Source organism: Actinomadura darangshiensis (assembly GCF_004349235.1).
In the GTDB taxonomy this organism is placed as follows: Bacteria; Actinomycetota; Actinomycetes; order Streptosporangiales; family Streptosporangiaceae; genus Spirillospora; species Spirillospora darangshiensis.
Window position 1 is genome coordinate 21163 of record NZ_SMKY01000062.1, and the last position, 15973, is coordinate 37135.

A 15973-nucleotide genomic window follows, 5' to 3' on the forward strand; every position below is an offset into this window, starting at 1 on the left:
GCCGGTCAGCGGCGGCGGCTGGAGCGGCGGGGCCGCCACTTGGTGCTCGTGCCGACGCCGGCGAAGTGCAGCGCGATCAGCAGCAGGCCGAGGACGGTCAGCGTCCCGTTGTTGATGGCGTCCGACGAGACGTCGGCCAGGTCGAAGAGCAGGGCTAGCGCGAAGACGATCGCGGCGACGATCGCGAGCATGTCGGCCTCCGTTGGGGGGTCGGCGCCCGTGGTGGGCCCCGGCTGCCTAACGGATCTCCGCTGGACCGCCCGGCAAACCGCGGCCCCTTTTCGGCCGTCCGATACCCGGCCGCTAGGCGGCGTCGAGGCGCAGGCGCTCGCCGATCTCCTCGGTGAGGGCGGCGTTGAGGCGGTAGGCGGCCTTCACCTCGCCGACGATGCGGGACTGCTCGGCGGCGTCCCACGGGGCGGCGTCGAGCATCGCGCGGTAGCGGTCCTTGTACGCCTTGGGCTTGCCCGGGAAGCGGTAGAAGCGGACGCCGTCGTCGCCGGCGGACAGGTCGAGGGTCTTGCGGACCTGGACCCCGATGTACTGACCCCCGGACAGGTCGCCCAGGTAGCGGGTGTAGTGGTGCGCGACGAAGCCGCCGGGCCACTCGGAGCACACCTCGCGGATGCGGTCGCAGTAGCGGGCCGTCGCGGCGTTCGGCTCGATGCGGGAGCGCCAGCGGGGCCCGTAGAAGAACGCGAGGTCGGCCTCCAGCGCGTCGCGGCGGCGCAGGCCGGCGAGGTCGAAGGGGCCGGCGACCGGGTCGGACGCCATCCGGTCGGCGGCCCGCTCCAGCAGGTCGTAGACCGGGTGGAGCTGGGCGACCAGGACGGCGTACTCGTCCCGATCGAGGCGTCCCTCGACGAGGGCGCTCATGTAGGCCGAGGTCTCGTTGTCCCCGTGGTCGCTCCAGGTGGCGGCGCGCAGCCGGGCCGAGAACACGTTTTCCGACGCCATGTCGGCTACTTTACCTACGTGGCGTCGGAAACGTCCAGTCAGGCGCTGAGCGCGGCGCGCGCCTCCTGCGTCATGCGGACGACCTCGCGGCGCACCTGCGGGCGTTCGGTCAGCCGCTCGGCGAACGGGATCCGGACGGGATGCTCGACCCCGCCGTCGGCGACGGCGAACTCGATCCCGCCGGCGTCCAGGCCGGTCATCCGCGCCGCGGTCGCGCCGGGCCGGCCGCCCAGCGCGCGGCAGATCGTCAGGCAGTCGGCGGCGTGGTCGTCGTTCATGTGCCGCATGATCTGCCCCACGACGTCCTCGGTGAAGGGCCCCGCGTCGGTCATGGAATGGTCCTTTCCGATGGACGGGCGCTAAACGGACAGGTCCTTGTAGACCCGGAGGGCGTTGCCGCCGAGGACGAGGGAGAGGGTCTCCTCGTCCAGGCCGAGCCCGGCGATGGCGCGGGCGTTGCGGGCGATGCCGGGCACGCCCGGCCAGTCGGTGCCGAAGATGAACTTGCGGGCGAGCCGCCGCAGGTCGTGCCGGGCGTAGTAGTCGGGGAGCCTGCGGGGCGGCAGCCCGGACAGCTCGATCCACACCTCGTCGCGGGAGAGGGCGAGGAACGCGGCGGCGTCGTACCACCAGCCGCGCCCGCCGTGGGCGAGGACGAACGTCAGGCCGGGGAACAGCCGCAGCACGTCGTCGATCGGGGTGGGGTCGGCGTACCGGTTGGCCGAGCCGGGGAACGAGCTGGTCCCGCAGTGCACGACGACCGGGACGCCGGCGTCGCGGCACACCGCGTAGGCGGGGTACAGCTCGGGGTCGGCGACGCTGAACCCGCCGTGCACCGGGTGCAGCTTCAGCGCGGCGGCGCCGTAGGCGAGCTGCCGCTCGACCTCGGCGTCGATCGGGTAGTGCAGGTGCGGGTTGACGTTGGCGATCGGCCGGAAACGGTGCGGGTTGTGCTTGAGGAGCGGCCGCAGGTCCTCGATGGGCTGGACGCCGGTGGTCCGCGGGCTGTACTCGCACAGCAGGAGCGCGATGTCGACGCCCTCGCCGTCGAAGTAGGCGTCGACCCGCTCGGGCACGAGGGCGCCGTCGGCGTCGTAGAGGTCCTGCCAGGGGTGGGACGAGCCGAACTCCTCGGCCCACTGCCGCCAGGCCGGGGGCAGCGTCGGCAGCCGGGCGGTGTGCACGTGCGCGTCGACCAGCGGGCGTCCGTCGAGCATCGGCGCCCCCGTCAGGCCCTGATCAGGGTGAGCTCGGCGGCGTACCGGCGGCCGTTGCCCACGTACATCGCGACCGCCTCGGTGTGCCACTTCTCGTCGATGCCGCCGGGCCTGGCGCGGGCCGGGATCCCGAGGGCGGTGTGCTCGGGCGGGACGGCGCCGTCCTCGGTCAGGACGGCCCCGGCGCCGACGACGCCGCGGGTGCCGACGCGGGCGCGGTTGAGGACGACCGACCCGGAGCCGATCAGGCAGCGGTCCTCGATGACGCAGCCCTCCAGGTGGGCGTTGTGGCCGATCACGCAGTCGGCGCCGATGACGGTGGGCCACTGCGCGGTGGTGTGCACGACGGTGCCGTCCTGGACGGACGTGCGGGCGCCGACGGTGATCGTCCCGTAGTCGCCGCGGAGCACGGCGCCCGGCCAGACGGTGGCGTCCTCCCCCAGCGCCACCGACCCGATGACGGTCGCGCCCGGATGGACGTACGCGGACGGGTGGATGTCGGGTACCTGGTCTCCCAGCGCGTAGACGGCCATGCGGCGGAGCCTACCCGCGCCGCCTCACGCCACGTCCACCGAGTCCGGCGCGCCCGCCGGGTCCTGCTCGTCCAGCCAGGCGAGGATCCCCTCGACGGTGCCGCGGCAGCTCCCGCAGCCGGTGCCCGCCCGGGTCTCGCGGGCGGCGTCGGCGGCGGTGCGGGCGCCCGCCTGCCAGCAGGCTCGGATCTGCCCCTTGCTGACGTTGTTGCACTGGCAGACGGTGGCGGCGTCCGGCATCCGCAGCGGCGACCCGGCCTCGGCGGCGGCGCCGAGGCCGGGGAACAGCAGGCCGAGCCGTTCGGCCGGCAGCGGCGCGGCCCTGTCGTACAGCCGGGTGAGGGTTCCGGCGGTGGAGGTCTCGCCGAGCAGGATCGCGCCGATCAGCCGCCCGTCCCGGATGACCGCCTTCTTGTAGGTGCCGCGGGTCGAATCGGTGAACCGGACGATCTCGACGTCGTCGTCATCGTCGCCGAAGTGGGTCTCGCCCATGGAGGCCAGCTCGATCCCGGCGGCCTTGAGGCGGGTGATCTGCCGGGCGCCGGTGAAGCGGGCGGCGGGGTCGGTGCCGGCGAGCAGGCCCGCGAGCACCCCCGCCTGCTCCCAGGCCGGCGCGACGAGCCCGTACACCTCGTCGCGGTGCTCGGAGCACTCCCCGATGGCGCGGACGGACGGGTCGGTGACCGACCGCAGCTCGTCGTCGACGATCACGGCGCGGCCGATCGCCAGGCCCGCGTCCCGGGCGAGGGACACCTCGGGGCGGACGCCGCACGACAGGATGACCAGGTCGGCGCCGATGGTCTCCGTGCCGCCGCCGGGGAGGGCGAGCTCGACGCCGGTCACCGCGCCGCCGGCGGTGCGCAGGCCGGCGACGTTCGCCTGGAGCCGGGTGCCGATGCCGAGGGCGGCGAGCGTGCGGGCCAGGACCTTCCCGGCGGCGGGGTCGAGCTGGCGTTCCATGAGGTGCCCGGCCAGGTGCAGGACGGTCACGTCCAGGCCGCGGCCCATGAGCCCGCGGGCGGCCTCGATGCCGAGCAGCCCGCCGCCGACGACGACCGCGCGGCGTGCCGTGTCGGCCAGTTCGGTGATGCGGTGGCAGTCGTCCAGCGTGCGGAACACCAGGGCGCCCAGCGGCAGGCCGTCCCGGAGGCCGGGCATCGGCGGGATGAAGGCCGTGCTGCCGGTCGCGAGGACGAGCGTCTCGTAGGGGGTGACGGTGCCGTCGGAGGCGTGGACGGCCTTCGCCGCGCAGTCGATGCGGGTGACCTCGACGCCGAGCCGGGCGTCCACGCCGTGGGAGGCGTACCAGGCGGCGTCGACGAGGCTGATGTGGTCGGGCCGCGTCACCCCGGCGAGGACGTTGGACAGCAGCACCCGGTTGTAGGGGCGCTGGGTCTCCGCGCCGAACACCGTCACGGGCGCCGCGGCGTCCCGGGACCGCAGTTCCCCGACGAACCGGGAGCCGGCCATGCCGTTCCCCACCACCACGATGCTCATCGCTTCACCTCCAGCGGGAGCGGCTTGATCTGGTCGCGCTCGACCTCGAAGGCGATGCTGGGGTCGGGGGTCTGCGGGGCGTTGACGAAGGAGACGAACCGGCCGAGCCGCTCGGGGTCGTCCAGGGTGTCGCGCCATTCGTCGGAGTAGGCGCCGACGTGGCGGGCCATGGCGGCGTCGAGGTCGGCGCAGATGCCGAGCCGGTCGTCGACGATGACCTCGCGGAGGTAGTCCAGGCCGCCGTCGAGGGACTCCAGCCAGGTCGCGGTGCGCTGCAGCCGGTCGGCGGTGCGGATGTAGAACATCAGGAACCGGTCGACGTAGGTGACCAGCTGCTCGTCGGTGAGGTCGGTGGCGAACAGGTCGGCGTGCCGGGGCCGCATACCGCCGTTCCCGGCGAGGTACAGGTTCCAGCCGTTCTCGGTGGCGATGACGCCGAAGTCCTTGCTCTGGGCCTCGGCGCACTCGCGGGCGCAGCCCGACACGGCGGACTTCAGCTTGTGGGGGGCGCGCAGCCCCCGGTAGCGCAGCTCCAGGCGGATCGCCATCGCGGCCGAGTCCTGGACCCCGTACCGGCACCAGGTGGACCCGACGCACGACTTCACCGTCCGGAGGGCCTTGCCGTAGGCGTGCCCGGACTCGAACCCGGCGTCGACGAGCCGCCGCCAGATCTCGGGGAGCTGCTCGACGCGGGCGCCGAACAGGTCGATCCGCTGCCCGCCGGTGATCTTGGTGTAGAGGCCGAAGTCGCGGGCGACCTCCCCGATCACGATCAGCTTCTCCGGGGTGATCTCCCCGCCGGGGACGCGCGGGACGACCGAGTAGGTGCCGTTCTTCTGCAGGTTGGCGAGGAAGTGGTCGTTGGTGTCCTGCAGCGCGGCCTGCTCGCCCGCCAGGATGTGGCCGTTGCCGAGGCTGGCCAGGATGGAGGCGACGGCGGGCTTGCAGATGTCGCAGCCGCGTCCCGTCCCGTGCTCCTCGACGAGCTGGGTGAAGCTCGCGACGCGCCCGGCGCGGACGATGTCGAACAGCTCGGCGCGGCTGTAGTCGAAGTGCTCGCAGATCGCCTTGCTGACCTCGATGCCCGCGGCGGTCAGCTCGGCGTCCAGGATCCGTTTGACCAGCGGGACGCAGCTGCCGCAGCTCGTCCCGGCCCTGGTGCATTCCTTCACGCCGGGGACGTCGGTGAGGGAGTGCTCGGAGATCGCGCAGCGGATGCCCTCGGCGGTGACGTTGTTGCAGGAGCAGATCACGGTCGCGCCGGGCAGGTCGCCGCCGGCGGCTTCGGTGCCGCCGAACAGCATCTGCTCGGGCGCCCCCGGCAGGCTCCCGCCGACGTAGGCGCGGAGCGTCCCGTAGGACTCGGCGTCGCCGACGAGGACGCCGCCCAGGAGGGTCTGCGCGTCGTCGCTGACGACCAGCCTCTTGTAGACGCCGGCGACGGGGTCGGTGTAGGTGACGCCGAGCGCGTCCCCGGGCCCGGCGAACGGGTCGCCGAAGCTGGCGACGTCCACGCCCATCAGCTTGAGCTTGGTCGACATGTCCGCGCCGCCGAACACGGCGGTGCTGTCGCGCGACAGCAGCCGGTCGGCGACGACCTCGGCCATGGAGAAGCACGGGCCGACCAGCCCGTACACCGTTCCGCCGATGAGGGCGCACTCCCCGATGGCCCAGATGGCGGGGTCCTCGGTGCGGCAGGACGCGTCCACGACGACGCCGCCGCGCTCCCCCACCGGCAGGCCGCAGCCGCGGGCCAGCTCGTCGCGGGGGCGGATGCCGGCGGAGAACACCACGACCTCGGCGTCGATCTCCGTCCCGCCGGTGAGGACGACCCGCCCGACCGAGCCGTCCTCGCCCTCCTCGAGGCCGCGCATCGGGGTGCCGGCGTGGACGGCCATGCCGAGCGCCTCGATGTGGCGGCGCAGCATCGCGCCGCCGCCCTCGTCCAGCTGGCGGGGCATGAGCCAGGGCGCGACCTCGACGACGCCGCTGCGCAGCCCGAGGCCCTGGATCGCGCGGGCCGCCTCCAGGCCGAGGAGGCCGCCGCCGACGACGGCGCCGGTCGCCTTCCCGCGCGCGTACTCGCGGATGGCGTCCAGGTCGTCGATCGTGCGGTAGACGAACACGCCGGGCAGGTCCCTGCCCTCGACCGGCGGCACGAACGGCGAGGACCCGGTGGCCAGGACGAGCGCGTCGTAGGGGACGGCCCGGCCGGTGGAGGTGGTGACGGTACGGGCGCCGCGGTCGATGCCGGTGACCCGCTCGCCGGTGTGGACGGCGACCTCGCCGCCGTGCGCCGGGTAGGCCAGGTCGGCGCCCTCCAGGTGGGTCGTCAGCGCCACCCTGTCGTAGGCGGCCCGGGGCTCCTCTCCGATGACGGTGATCGTCCACGCGGCGGCGGTGTCGCGCTCGCGCAGGGCCTCCACCAGGCGGTGCGCGGCCGGTCCGTGGCCGGCCACGACCAGGCGGCGGTCCGGTTTGCTGTCGGCTCCCATGAGCCCCGATCCTCGGCGGCCCGTATTTCCCGTAGGGATCACCCACGTCACCCGCACGTTAACTGGCCCTCACCGCCGCCGGATGCCGCCGGGGGGCCGGGCCGGTGGGATGCGGTGCGGCGTGGAACGGTCCCGCTGGGCGGCCGCACAGACATCGTGAGGTCGTCCGCCGTTTCAGTTCCTTTTGTGCAGGCCGTGCGAGAAAGTCAGAAGAAGAAGGGAAGTGCGGCAATGCGACGGATCTTCGGTGCGTCCCTCATCGGCCTCGGCGCGTTCCTGCTCGCCGCCGGCGTCCTCACCCGGCTGTACGTCGCCCCGACGCTGATCGGCGCGCCCACGGACGTGTACCAGGTGACGCGGCTGAAGGCCGAGAACGCCTCCTACCTCGACGCCGCCACGGCCGCCCCGCGCACCGGCGCCACGGTCGTGGCGACCAACACCGTCCGCGGCGACCCGGGCTCCACCCATGACGGCGTGGCGGTGTGGGACTCCGGCACGATCGTCCAGGACGCCGTCCGCGGCACCACGATCGAGGTCCAGAAGCAGCGGTACGCCTTCGACCGCCGCACCGGGGAGCTGCGGAACTGCTGCGGCTCGGCGGTCCAGGGCGACACGGGCGTCCGCCAGTCGGGCATCGGGCTGTTCTGGCCGGTGCACGTCCGCACGAAGGGCCTGGAGCTGTTCGACACCGCGACCCGCCGGACCTGGCCGGTCTCCTTCGACGGGAAGGAGCGCGTCGGCGGCGTCCTCACCTACCGCTTCGTCCAGCACGTCCCGGAGACCAAGGTCGCCGGCGAGCTGCCCGCGGTGCCGCCCGAGCTGCTCGGCCGCCCCAAGGGCGGCGCGGCCGTGCCCGTGGACCGCTACTACCGTGCCGACGCCACCTACTGGGTGGACCCGCGGACGGGCGCGCCCGTCGACCAGCGGCAGAAGGTGCTGTCGACGCTGCGGCCGAAGGAGGGGCCGGGCGGGCTGGTGGTCGCCGACTTCACGCTGCGGATGACGCCGGAGTCGCGGAAGGCGCTGCTCGCCAAGTCCGGGGACGGCGCCGGGAAGATCCGCCTGCTGCGCACCACCGGCCCGCTCGCGGGCGGCGCCGCCGGGCTGCTGCTCGTCGCGGCGGGGCTGCCGCTGACCCTGCGGGCCGGGCGGCGCACGCGGCGCCACCGCGCCGGCGGAGGGCCCGTGCCGCGGCGGGCCGCCGGCCCGCGGACGGACGGCTAGCGGGCTCGTTCGGCACTCGTCCTGGTCGTGCACCATGGAGGGGTGACGGAGGTTGTTGAGCGCGAGGCGGGGGCGCGGCTGCGGATGCTGGCCGGTCTCGTCGCCGGCGGCGACGTGGTGGTGCTGAGCGGCGCGGGCCTGTCCACCGAGTCGGGCATCCCGGACTACCGCGGGGAGACGGGCCGGCGGCGGCGCGCGGACCCGATGACCTACCAGGCGTTCACCGGGAGCGAGGCGGCGCGCCGCCGGTACTGGGCGCGGAGCCATCTCGGCTGGCGGCACATCGACGGGGCCCGGCCGAACGCGGGGCACCGGGCGGTCGCCGAGCTGCAGCGGCGCGGCCTGCTCGCCGGGATCATCACCCAGAACGTCGACGGGCTGCAGCAGGCGGCGGGCGCGGCCGGCGTGGTCGAGCTGCACGGCGCGCTGCACCGGGTCGTGTGCCTGTCCTGCGGTCGGCGGACCCCGCGCGAGCGGCTGGAGGAGCGGCTGCACGCGGCGAACCCCGGCTGGGAGGCGGCGGCCGCCGCGATCAACCCCGACGGCGACGCCGTCCTGCCGGACGCGGCGGTGGAGGCGTTCGCGATCGTCGGCTGCGAGCGGTGCGGCGGCCCGCTCAAGCCGGATGTGATCTTCTTCGGGGAGAACGTGCCGCCGGCCCGGGTCCGGGAGTGCTACGCGCTGACCGAGCGGGCGGGTGCGCTGCTGGTGCTCGGGTCGTCGCTGACGGTGCTGTCGGGGTACCGGTTCGTGCGGCACGCGGCCCGGCACGGCGTCCCGGTGGCGATCGTGAACCGGGGCGCGACCAGGGGCGACGAGCACGCCCTGGTGACGCTGGACGCGCCGCTCGGCGCGACCCTCGGCGCGCTCCTCGCCGAGCTGGACGGCTAGTGCCCCGCTACCGCCCGGCCAGCAGGGCGGTCGCGGCCGGTGCCGGGGAGGCCGGCTGCTTCGGGTTTCCGGGCAGGGGCGCGCTGGCGACCTGCGGCGGGTCGGGGAGGGTGTCGCCGGTGACGAACCCGGTGCCCTCCAGCAGCTTCAGGCGGGCGCGGACGGCGGGCTCGCACTTCTCGGCGAAGGCGCGGACGAGCGTGTTGCGGGTGCTGCCGCGCACCGCCCCGATCGACGCGTACAGCAGGCCGTCGGCCGTCCGCATGCGGGCGATCGCCGTCCGGTCGTAGTCGTTGCCGGACTTGCCGGTGATCTCCGACAGCCAGCTCTGCTGCTCGGGGGTGGGCTGGTCCGGCAGCGGCACGTTCAGCTTGACGGCGGCCTGCCGGGCCAGCGCGTCGCTCCCGGCGTGCCGGCGGGCGATCTCGCCGAGGTTGCGGCGGGTCGTGGTGCGGGCGGCGCGGCGCTGGGCCTGGCGGCCGACGGGGATCTCCCACAGCGCCGCCTGCCGGACCCGGACGATGAGGTCGCGGTCGGCGGGGCCGAGCGGGCCCCATTTGGTGTCCACGGTGGACTGCTGCGCGGCTTCGTCGGCGGGCGACGGCGCGACGGCGGCGCCGTCGGAGGCCTGGCGGCCGGTCGCCGTGCAGGCGCCGAGCAGCAGCATGGCGGCGAGGCCGCATGCCGCCGCGACGCCAGGCAGGGGTGTGCGCATCCGCCGCCGCCTTTCGGTCGAGGAGAAGGGCGTGCGTACGGCGGTACGCAGCCGCGCCCGGTGCGGTTCAGAGGCGGTGCGGTTCAGGGCGGGTGCGGTTCAGGTCCAGCCGAGCTGGGCGAGGCCGGCGACCGGCGGCTCGCCGCCCGCCTCGGTGAAGGCGCGCAGCGCGGCGACGAGGGCGTGCCGCTGCCCGGGCGGCATCCGGGACACCACGCCGGCGATGTCGGCGCGGCGGCGGGCGGTGACGTCGTCGACGATGCCACGCCCGGCGGCGGTGAGCTGGATGCGGATCTCGCGGCCGCTGTCGGGGCTGGCGTGCCGGTCGACGAGTCCGGCGGCGGCCAGCCGGTCCACCATCCGCATCGCGGTGGACGGGTTGACCTCCAGCAGCCCGGCGAGCGTCACCAGCTTGGCTGGCCCCTGCGAGGACAGGACGACCAGCAGCCGGAACTGCGGGAGGGTGACGGCGCCTTCCACGGCCGACAGGGACCGCGCGGAGACGGCGACCAGAAGCCGGGACGCGGTCAGCAGCGCCGAGGTGACCGCGTCGACGTCGTCCCCGCCCTCCCCCGCGGCGGCGTGCTCGCTCATGACGACTTTCTACAATGCCCGGCCGCGTCCGCGCCAACGCGGCCCCGGAACGCTCCCGCGGGGCGGCGGTCATGCCACGCGGAACTCATCGGCGTCCTCGCGTCTCAGGGTGAGGCCGTTGCCGGGGTCCTCGCGGGGGCGGACCGTCCCGCCGGACGGGGACAGGCAGCCGTCGAAGAGCATCGACTCGATCCTGACGTGGTCGTGGAACCACTCGATGTGCCGGGCGTTCGGGATGGCGGTCATGACGGCGGCGTGCAGGTGCGGGGCGCAGTGCGCGGACAGGTCGCGCTGGCGGGCGCGGGCCAGTGCGGCCACGCGCAGGAACTCGGTGATGCCGCCGCAGCGGGTCACGTCGGTCTGCGGGCAGTCGACGGCGTCCATCAGCGGGACGAAGTACGGCAGGTCGTAGCCGTACTCCCCCGCGGCGACCTCGCAGGCGGCGGCGTCCGCGACGGCCCGCAGCCCGGCGAGGTCGTCGGAGCTGACGGGCTCCTCGAACCAGCGCAGCCCGACGTCCTCGGCGGCACGGGCGACGCGGATCGCCTGCTTGACGCCGTAGGCGCCGTTGGCGTCGGCGAACAGCGCGACGCCGTCCCCGACGGCGGCGCGGGCGAGGCGCAGGCGGGCGAGGTCGCGGTCCTCCGCACGGCCCCACGACCCGCCGATCTTGATCTTGACGCGGGGGATGCCGAGCTCGGCCGACCAGTGCCGCAGCTGGGCGCGGGTCCGCTCGTCGTCGTAGCTGGTGAACCCGCCCGACCCGTACACGTCCACGTCCGTGCGGACGGAGCCGAGCAGGCGGTGCAGCGGGACGTCCAGGAGCCGGGCCTTGAGGTCCCACAGGGCGGTGTCGACGGCGGAGACCGCCATGGACCCGATGCCGGGGCGGCCCGCGTTGCGCAGGGCCCGCCGCATCGCCTCGTGGGCGCGCGGCACGTCCATCGGGTCGACGTCGCGGACCTCGGGCTCCAGCAGGCCGCCGATGAGGGTGGCGGCGGCGGCCGGGCCGTAGGTCCAGCCGAGCCCGGTGCGGCCGTCGTGCCGGGCCTCGGCCAGGACCAGGGTGGTGGAGGTCCACGACAGCGTTCCGTCGGCCTCGGGCGCGTCGGTCGGTACGGTGTACACCGAGGTGGTCAGGTCGGTCACCGCTCGTCCTCCGGGAGCAGGTCGGCGAGCAGCTCGGCGAGGTGGCGGGGGCGGGCGCCGGTGCCCGCCTCGATCTGCGTCCGGCAGGAGAACCCGTCCGCGAGGACGGCCGTTCCAGGATCGGCGTCCTGCACGGCGGGCCAGACACCCTGCTCGGCGACCGCTATGGACACCTCGTAGTGCCCCGCCTCGAATCCGAAGTTGCCGGCGAGGCCGCAGCACCCCACGTCGAGGGTCTCCACGTCGACGCCGGCGCGCGACAGGACCCGCTCGTCGGCGCCGAAGCCCATGATCGCGTGCTGGTGGCAGTGGGGCTGGGCGATCGCGCGGACCCGCGGCGAGTCGAGCCCGGCGACGACGTCGTGGGACGCGCCGGGCGAGGCGCCGCCGGTCTCCTCCTGGTGCTCGTCGAGCAGCTCGGCGAGCGTCCTGGTCTGGTCGCGGAGCCGCTTGACGTCGTCCTCGACGGAATCGCCCGCCATCAGCTCGGGCGCGTCGGCGCGGAACACGGCGGTGCAGCTGGGCTCCAGCCCGATGACGGGGACGCCGTCGCGCAGCCGCGGCGCCAGCGCCCGGACGGTGCGGCGCAGGACGCGGGCGGCGACGTCCAGCTGCCCCGTGGAGATCCAGGTCAGCCCGCAGCACAGCGGGACCGGCGGGACCTCCACCTGGTAGCCGGACGCCTCCAGGACGCGGACGGCGGCCTTGCCGATGTGCGGGTGGAAGTTGTTGGTGAACGTGTCGGGCCACAGCACGACCCGCTTGTCCGCCCCGTCACGAGCACTGCGGGCGGGGCGGGTCTTGAACCAGTCGGTGAACCGCTGCCCGGCGAAGCGAGGCATGTCGCGGCGCGGGTCGATGCCGCCGATCCGCTTGGCGACGGCGTCCAGGCCGGGGATGTGCAGGGCGGTGTTGGCGGCGCCGGGCGCGAGCGCGGCGATCCGGGCCCACAGCGGCAGCCAGCCCATGGTGTAGTGCGCGGGCGGCCGGATCCGGCCCTTGTAGTGGTGTGCGAGGAACTCGGCCTTGTAGGTGGCCATGTCGACGTTGACGGGGCAGTCGCTGCGGCAGCCCTTGCACGCAAGGCACAGGTCGAGGGCGTCGCGGACGTCCTCGGACCGCCACCCGTCGGTGATGACGGCGGCGCCGCCCGGTCCGGGCACGGCGGGGTCCGGCATGTCGTCGCCGGGCATGCCGCGCATCATCTCCATGAGGATGCGGGCCCGGCCGCGGGTGGAGTGCTCCTCCTCGCCCGTGGCGCGGTAGCTCGGGCACATCACGCCGCCCGACGACGCCCGGCACTTGCCGATGCCGACGCAGCGGGCGGCGGCGTGGGTGAACCGGTGGTGGTCGTCGGGGAAGGAGAAGTGGGTGTCCGGCTCGGACGGGTCGTAGGCGAGGTGGTCCAGGTCGTCGTCCAGCCGGTGCGGGTGGACGATCTTGCCGGGGTTCATCCGGTTCCCCGGGTCGAAGACCGCCTTGAACCGCTCGAACAGCCGGACGACCTCGTCCCCGAACATGATCGGCAGCAGTTCGCCGCGGGACTGGCCGTCGCCGTGCTCGCCCGACAGCGACCCGCCGTAGGAGGCGACGAGGCGGGCGGCGCGCTCGGCGAACTCGCGGTACCGCTCGGCGCCGCCCTCGTCCTCCAGGTCGAAGGGGATGCGGGTGTGGACGCAGCCCTGCCCGAAGTGCCCGTAGAGGGAGACGGGGTCGAAGCGGCAGTCCCGGATGAGGGCGCGGAAGTCGCGCAGGTAGTCGCCGAGCCGGTCGGGCGGGACGGCCGCGTCCTCCCAGCCCTCGTGGGTGTCGGGACGCCCGGGCGGGTAGGCGGTGGCGCCGAGCCCCGCCTCGCGGACCTTCCAGAGCCGCTCCTCCTCGGCGGGGTCGTGCAGGAAGCCGCAGCGCGGCGGGTTCGGCCCGTCCTCCATCTCCCCGATCAGGTTCCGGGCGCGCTCGTCCGCCTCGTCCTTGGTGTCGCCGCCGAACCGGACCATGAGCCAGCCCGCGCCGTCGGGCATCTCCTCCAGCACCGCCGGCCCGGCGAGGTGGTCCCCCTTGGCCAGGTCGAGGAGGGTGTCGTCCATGCCCTCCAGCGCGAGCGGCCGGGACGGCAGGACGCGCGCGACGGCGTCGCCGGCGGCGGCGATGTCGTCGTAGCCGAGGACGACGAGCGACTGGTACGCGGGGACGGGCACCAGGCGGATCTCCGCCCGCAGCACGATGACCAGCGTGCCCTCCGAGCCGACCAGGGCGCGGGCCACGTCGAAATTCTTCTCCGGGAGGAGGGAGTCGAGGTTGTAGCCGGACACGCGCCGCGGGATGTCGGGGTAGCGGGTGCGGATCAGCTCCATGCCGTCGTCGCGCAGGTCCCGCAGCGCCCGGTAGATCTCGGCGCGCCGCCCGCCCTCGGCCTGGATCCGCGCGTACTCCTCGTCGCTGGTCTCCCCGACCCACATCCGCAGGCCGTCGTAGGTGAGGACCTCCAGCCGCACGACGGAGTCGACCATCTTCCCGTACGCCTGCGCGGACGCGCCGCACGAGTTGTTGCCGATCATCCCGCCGATCGTGCAGGTGTCGTGGGTGGACGGCTTGGGCCCGACCATGAGGCGGTGCCCGGACAGCTCGTCGTTCAGGTCGTCCAGGCACGCCCCGGGCTCCACGACGGCGCGGCGCGCCTCCGGGTCCACCGAGATCAGCGCGCGGCAGTACTTGGACCAGTCGATGACGACGGCGTCGTTGACGCACTGCCCGGCCAGGCTCGTCCCGCCGCCGCGCGACAGGACGGGGACGTCGTGCTCGGCGCACACCAGGGCGGCCTCGGCGCCCGCCTCGACCGTCCTCGGCACCACCACCCCGATGGGCGGCTGCTGGTAGTTGGAGGAGTCGTGGGAGTAGGCGGCTCGGGTGCCCGGGTCGAACCGGACCTCGCCGTCCACCCGCTCGGCGAGCACGCGCCGGAACGCGTCCTTCCCGTACGCCGTCGCGCCTGCCCGCTGTTCGTCCTGCCTGGTGGTCTCCGCCGGAACTGCCATGCGGATTCGCATACCCGGCCCGTGGCCCTCAACCGTCCCGGCGGTACCGGACCGTCGCGGTTCCGCCCATCCCGCGGGCACCTCGTTGGGATAAAGTATCGCCCGCTTCAGTCGGATTCGCGCCTCGGGGGAAGTCGTTGTCTGATGCCCGGACCCATGGTGATCTCACGCCCGACCTACTCGGGACCCCGGTCTGGCACGACCAGCGCGTCCAGGCCGCGGGCATCCCGGTCTACGACGTCCCGCTGGTGTCGGTCGGCGGCGGGCTCGGATCGTTCAGCCTGGTGGACGTGCTGCGCATCCAGGGCGTCGCGGCGTCCTCGATCCGCGTGCTGTCGAGCCGGGACGCGCCCTGGCAGTCCTGGGAGTACCTGACCCGCGTCTCGCAGCTGCCGGCCGGGGAGCGGATCCGCTCCGACGCCGGCGCCCGCCCCGACAACATCTGGGGCTTCCCCTCCTACGCGCTGCACGAGGCGTGGCGCGACAGGTCGCCGAAGCTGGTGCTCCAGGTCCTGGGCGAGCCGCTGCTCGGCGACTTCTTCAGCCCCCGCGCAGCCACCGTCTTCGAGACGGTGCGGCGCGAGGCCGACCGGATCTCCTACTGGCGGATGCTCGCCAAGGGGCAGGTCCGGATGGTGCGGCGGCGGGCGGGCGGCGGGTACTTCACCGTGCTGACCCCGCCGCACGGGACGTCCCCGACAAAGCGCGTCGCGATCCGCTCCCGATACGTGCACCTCGCGGTGGGCTACCCCGGCCTGAAGTTCCTCCCGGACCTGCAGGAGTTCCGGGAGACCCACAACGACTACCACCGGGTCGTGAACGCCTACGAGCCGCACGAGCACGTGTACGAGACGCTCAAGTCGCGTCCCGGCGTGGTCGTGGTGCGTGGCGCCGGCATCGTCGCGTCCCGGGTGCTGCAGCGGCTGATGGAGGACCGGGAGCGGCACGGGCTCCAGACGCAGATCGTGCACATGTTCCGCACGTTCGTGACCGGCGCGCACGGGACGGGCGCGTTCATGCGGCGCAAGGGCGGCGACGGTTGGGCCTACCAGGCGTTCACGCTGCCGAAGTCGGCGTTCGGCGGGCAGCTCAAGGCGCAGTTCCGGCGGGCCGGCGGCGAGCGCCGCGCCGCACTGTCCAAGACCGTGGGCGGAACGACGACGCCGCGGCTGCGCCGCTGGCAGGAGCAGATGCGGCGGGGCCGGCAGGGCGGCTGGTACCACCCGTTCCAGGCCGTCGTCGACCGGGTGGAGCCGTCCCCGGACGGCCGCCTCGTCAGCCTCACCCGCAGCGACGACGGGCGCCTCGGCCGCTACGTCTCCGACTTCATCATCGACTGCACCGGGCTGGAGGCCGACATGCCGGAGCACCGGGTCCTCGCCGACCTGCTGGAGCACGGCGGCGCCCGGCGCAACGGCGCGGGCCGGCTCACGGTCGGGGAGAACTTCGCGGTGCTCGGCGCGGAGAGCGGGGACGGCGTGCTCTACGCCTCCGGCGCGGCCACGGCGGGCAACCACTACCCGGCCGTGGACAGCTTCCTCGGCATGCAGACCGCCGCCCTCGACATCGCCGCCGACCTGGCCGCGCGGGGCTTCTGCTCGCGGCTCGGGCCGGTCCGGTCGACCGGCCAGTGGCTGAAGTGGGCGAGGGGCCGCCCCGTCTGACC

At 74.3% G+C, this 15973-nt stretch carries 14 protein-coding genes; 3 read left to right on the forward strand and 11 right to left on the reverse strand.

The window, feature by feature from the left end; translation table 11 throughout:
• Window positions 1-5 precede the first annotated feature (5 nt).
• The 7 genes from E1293_RS16160 to nirB form a co-directional block, all read right to left on the reverse strand.
• Window positions 6-191: a hypothetical protein gene (locus E1293_RS16160; protein WP_132198221.1), complete on the reverse strand. Its 186-nt coding sequence runs from the start codon at window positions 189-191 to the stop codon at window positions 6-8.
• A 112-nt stretch (window positions 192-303) separates the two neighbouring features.
• Window positions 304-957, reverse strand: a complete 654-nt coding sequence (locus tag E1293_RS16165; RefSeq protein ID WP_132198222.1) for a biliverdin-producing heme oxygenase — start codon at window positions 955-957, stop codon at window positions 304-306.
• A 38-nt stretch (window positions 958-995) separates the two neighbouring features.
• Window positions 996-1289: a DUF2470 domain-containing protein gene (locus E1293_RS16170; protein ID WP_132198223.1), complete on the reverse strand. Its 294-nt coding sequence runs from the start codon at window positions 1287-1289 to the stop codon at window positions 996-998.
• A gap of 27 nt (window positions 1290-1316) precedes the next feature.
• Entirely contained in the window at window positions 1317-2174 is an 858-nt protein-coding gene (locus E1293_RS16175) for an amidohydrolase family protein (RefSeq protein WP_132198224.1), read from the reverse strand.
• Window positions 2175-2185: 11 nt separating this feature from the next.
• Window positions 2186-2707, reverse strand: a complete 522-nt coding sequence (locus E1293_RS16180; RefSeq protein WP_132198225.1) for a gamma carbonic anhydrase family protein — start codon at window positions 2705-2707, stop codon at window positions 2186-2188.
• Between the two features lie 24 nt (window positions 2708-2731).
• Window positions 2732-4204 carry an FAD-dependent oxidoreductase gene (locus E1293_RS16185; protein ID WP_132198226.1) on the reverse strand — a complete coding sequence of 491 codons (1473 nt, stop codon included), beginning with the start codon at window positions 4202-4204 and terminating at the stop codon, window positions 2732-2734.
• Window positions 4201-6699 (reverse strand): nitrite reductase large subunit NirB, encoded by a 2499-nt coding sequence (gene nirB, locus E1293_RS16190; protein ID WP_132198227.1) that lies wholly within the window; start codon window positions 6697-6699, stop codon window positions 4201-4203. The genes E1293_RS16185 and nirB overlap by 4 nt, the downstream gene beginning before the upstream one ends.
• 231 nt (window positions 6700-6930) lie before the next feature.
• On the opposite strand from nirB, the gene pgfA reads away from it, so the two are divergent.
• Window positions 6931-7923, forward strand: a complete 993-nt coding sequence (gene pgfA / locus E1293_RS16195) for a cell envelope lipid trafficking protein PgfA (RefSeq protein ID WP_132198228.1) — start codon at window positions 6931-6933, stop codon at window positions 7921-7923.
• A gap of 84 nt (window positions 7924-8007) precedes the next feature.
• The gene (locus tag E1293_RS16200) at window positions 8008-8814 is read left to right on the forward strand and encodes an NAD-dependent protein deacetylase (RefSeq protein WP_132198237.1); all 807 of its coding nucleotides are present in this window, start codon (window positions 8008-8010) and stop codon (window positions 8812-8814) included.
• Between the two features lie 7 nt (window positions 8815-8821).
• Here the strand turns inward: E1293_RS16200 and E1293_RS16205 are convergent, their stop codons facing one another.
• The 4 genes from E1293_RS16205 to E1293_RS16220 all read right to left on the reverse strand — a co-directional run bounded on the left by E1293_RS16205 (window position 8822) and on the right by E1293_RS16220 (window position 14307).
• Window positions 8822-9529 carry a DUF4142 domain-containing protein gene (locus tag E1293_RS16205; RefSeq protein ID WP_132198229.1) on the reverse strand — a complete coding sequence of 236 codons (708 nt, stop codon included), beginning with the start codon at window positions 9527-9529 and terminating at the stop codon, window positions 8822-8824.
• 99 nt (window positions 9530-9628) lie between these two features.
• Window positions 9629-10123, reverse strand: a complete 495-nt coding sequence (locus tag E1293_RS16210) for a MarR family winged helix-turn-helix transcriptional regulator (protein WP_132198230.1) — start codon at window positions 10121-10123, stop codon at window positions 9629-9631.
• 69 nt (window positions 10124-10192) lie between these two features.
• Complete coding sequence (locus E1293_RS16215) at window positions 10193-11272, reverse strand: enolase C-terminal domain-like protein (RefSeq protein WP_132198231.1); 1080 nt, start codon at window positions 11270-11272, stop codon at window positions 10193-10195.
• Window positions 11269-14307, reverse strand: coding sequence for an FAD-binding and (Fe-S)-binding domain-containing protein (locus E1293_RS16220; protein ID WP_132198232.1), 3039 nt, complete (start codon window positions 14305-14307; stop codon window positions 11269-11271). Before E1293_RS16220 ends, E1293_RS16215 begins: the two co-directional genes overlap by 4 nt.
• Window positions 14308-14444: 137 nt before the next feature.
• On the opposite strand from E1293_RS16220, the gene E1293_RS16225 reads away from it, so the two are divergent.
• A complete protein-coding gene (locus E1293_RS16225) occupies window positions 14445-15971 on the forward strand; it encodes a hypothetical protein (protein ID WP_132198233.1) in 1527 nt (508 codons plus the stop codon).
• Window positions 15972-15973: the final 2 nt, after the last annotated feature.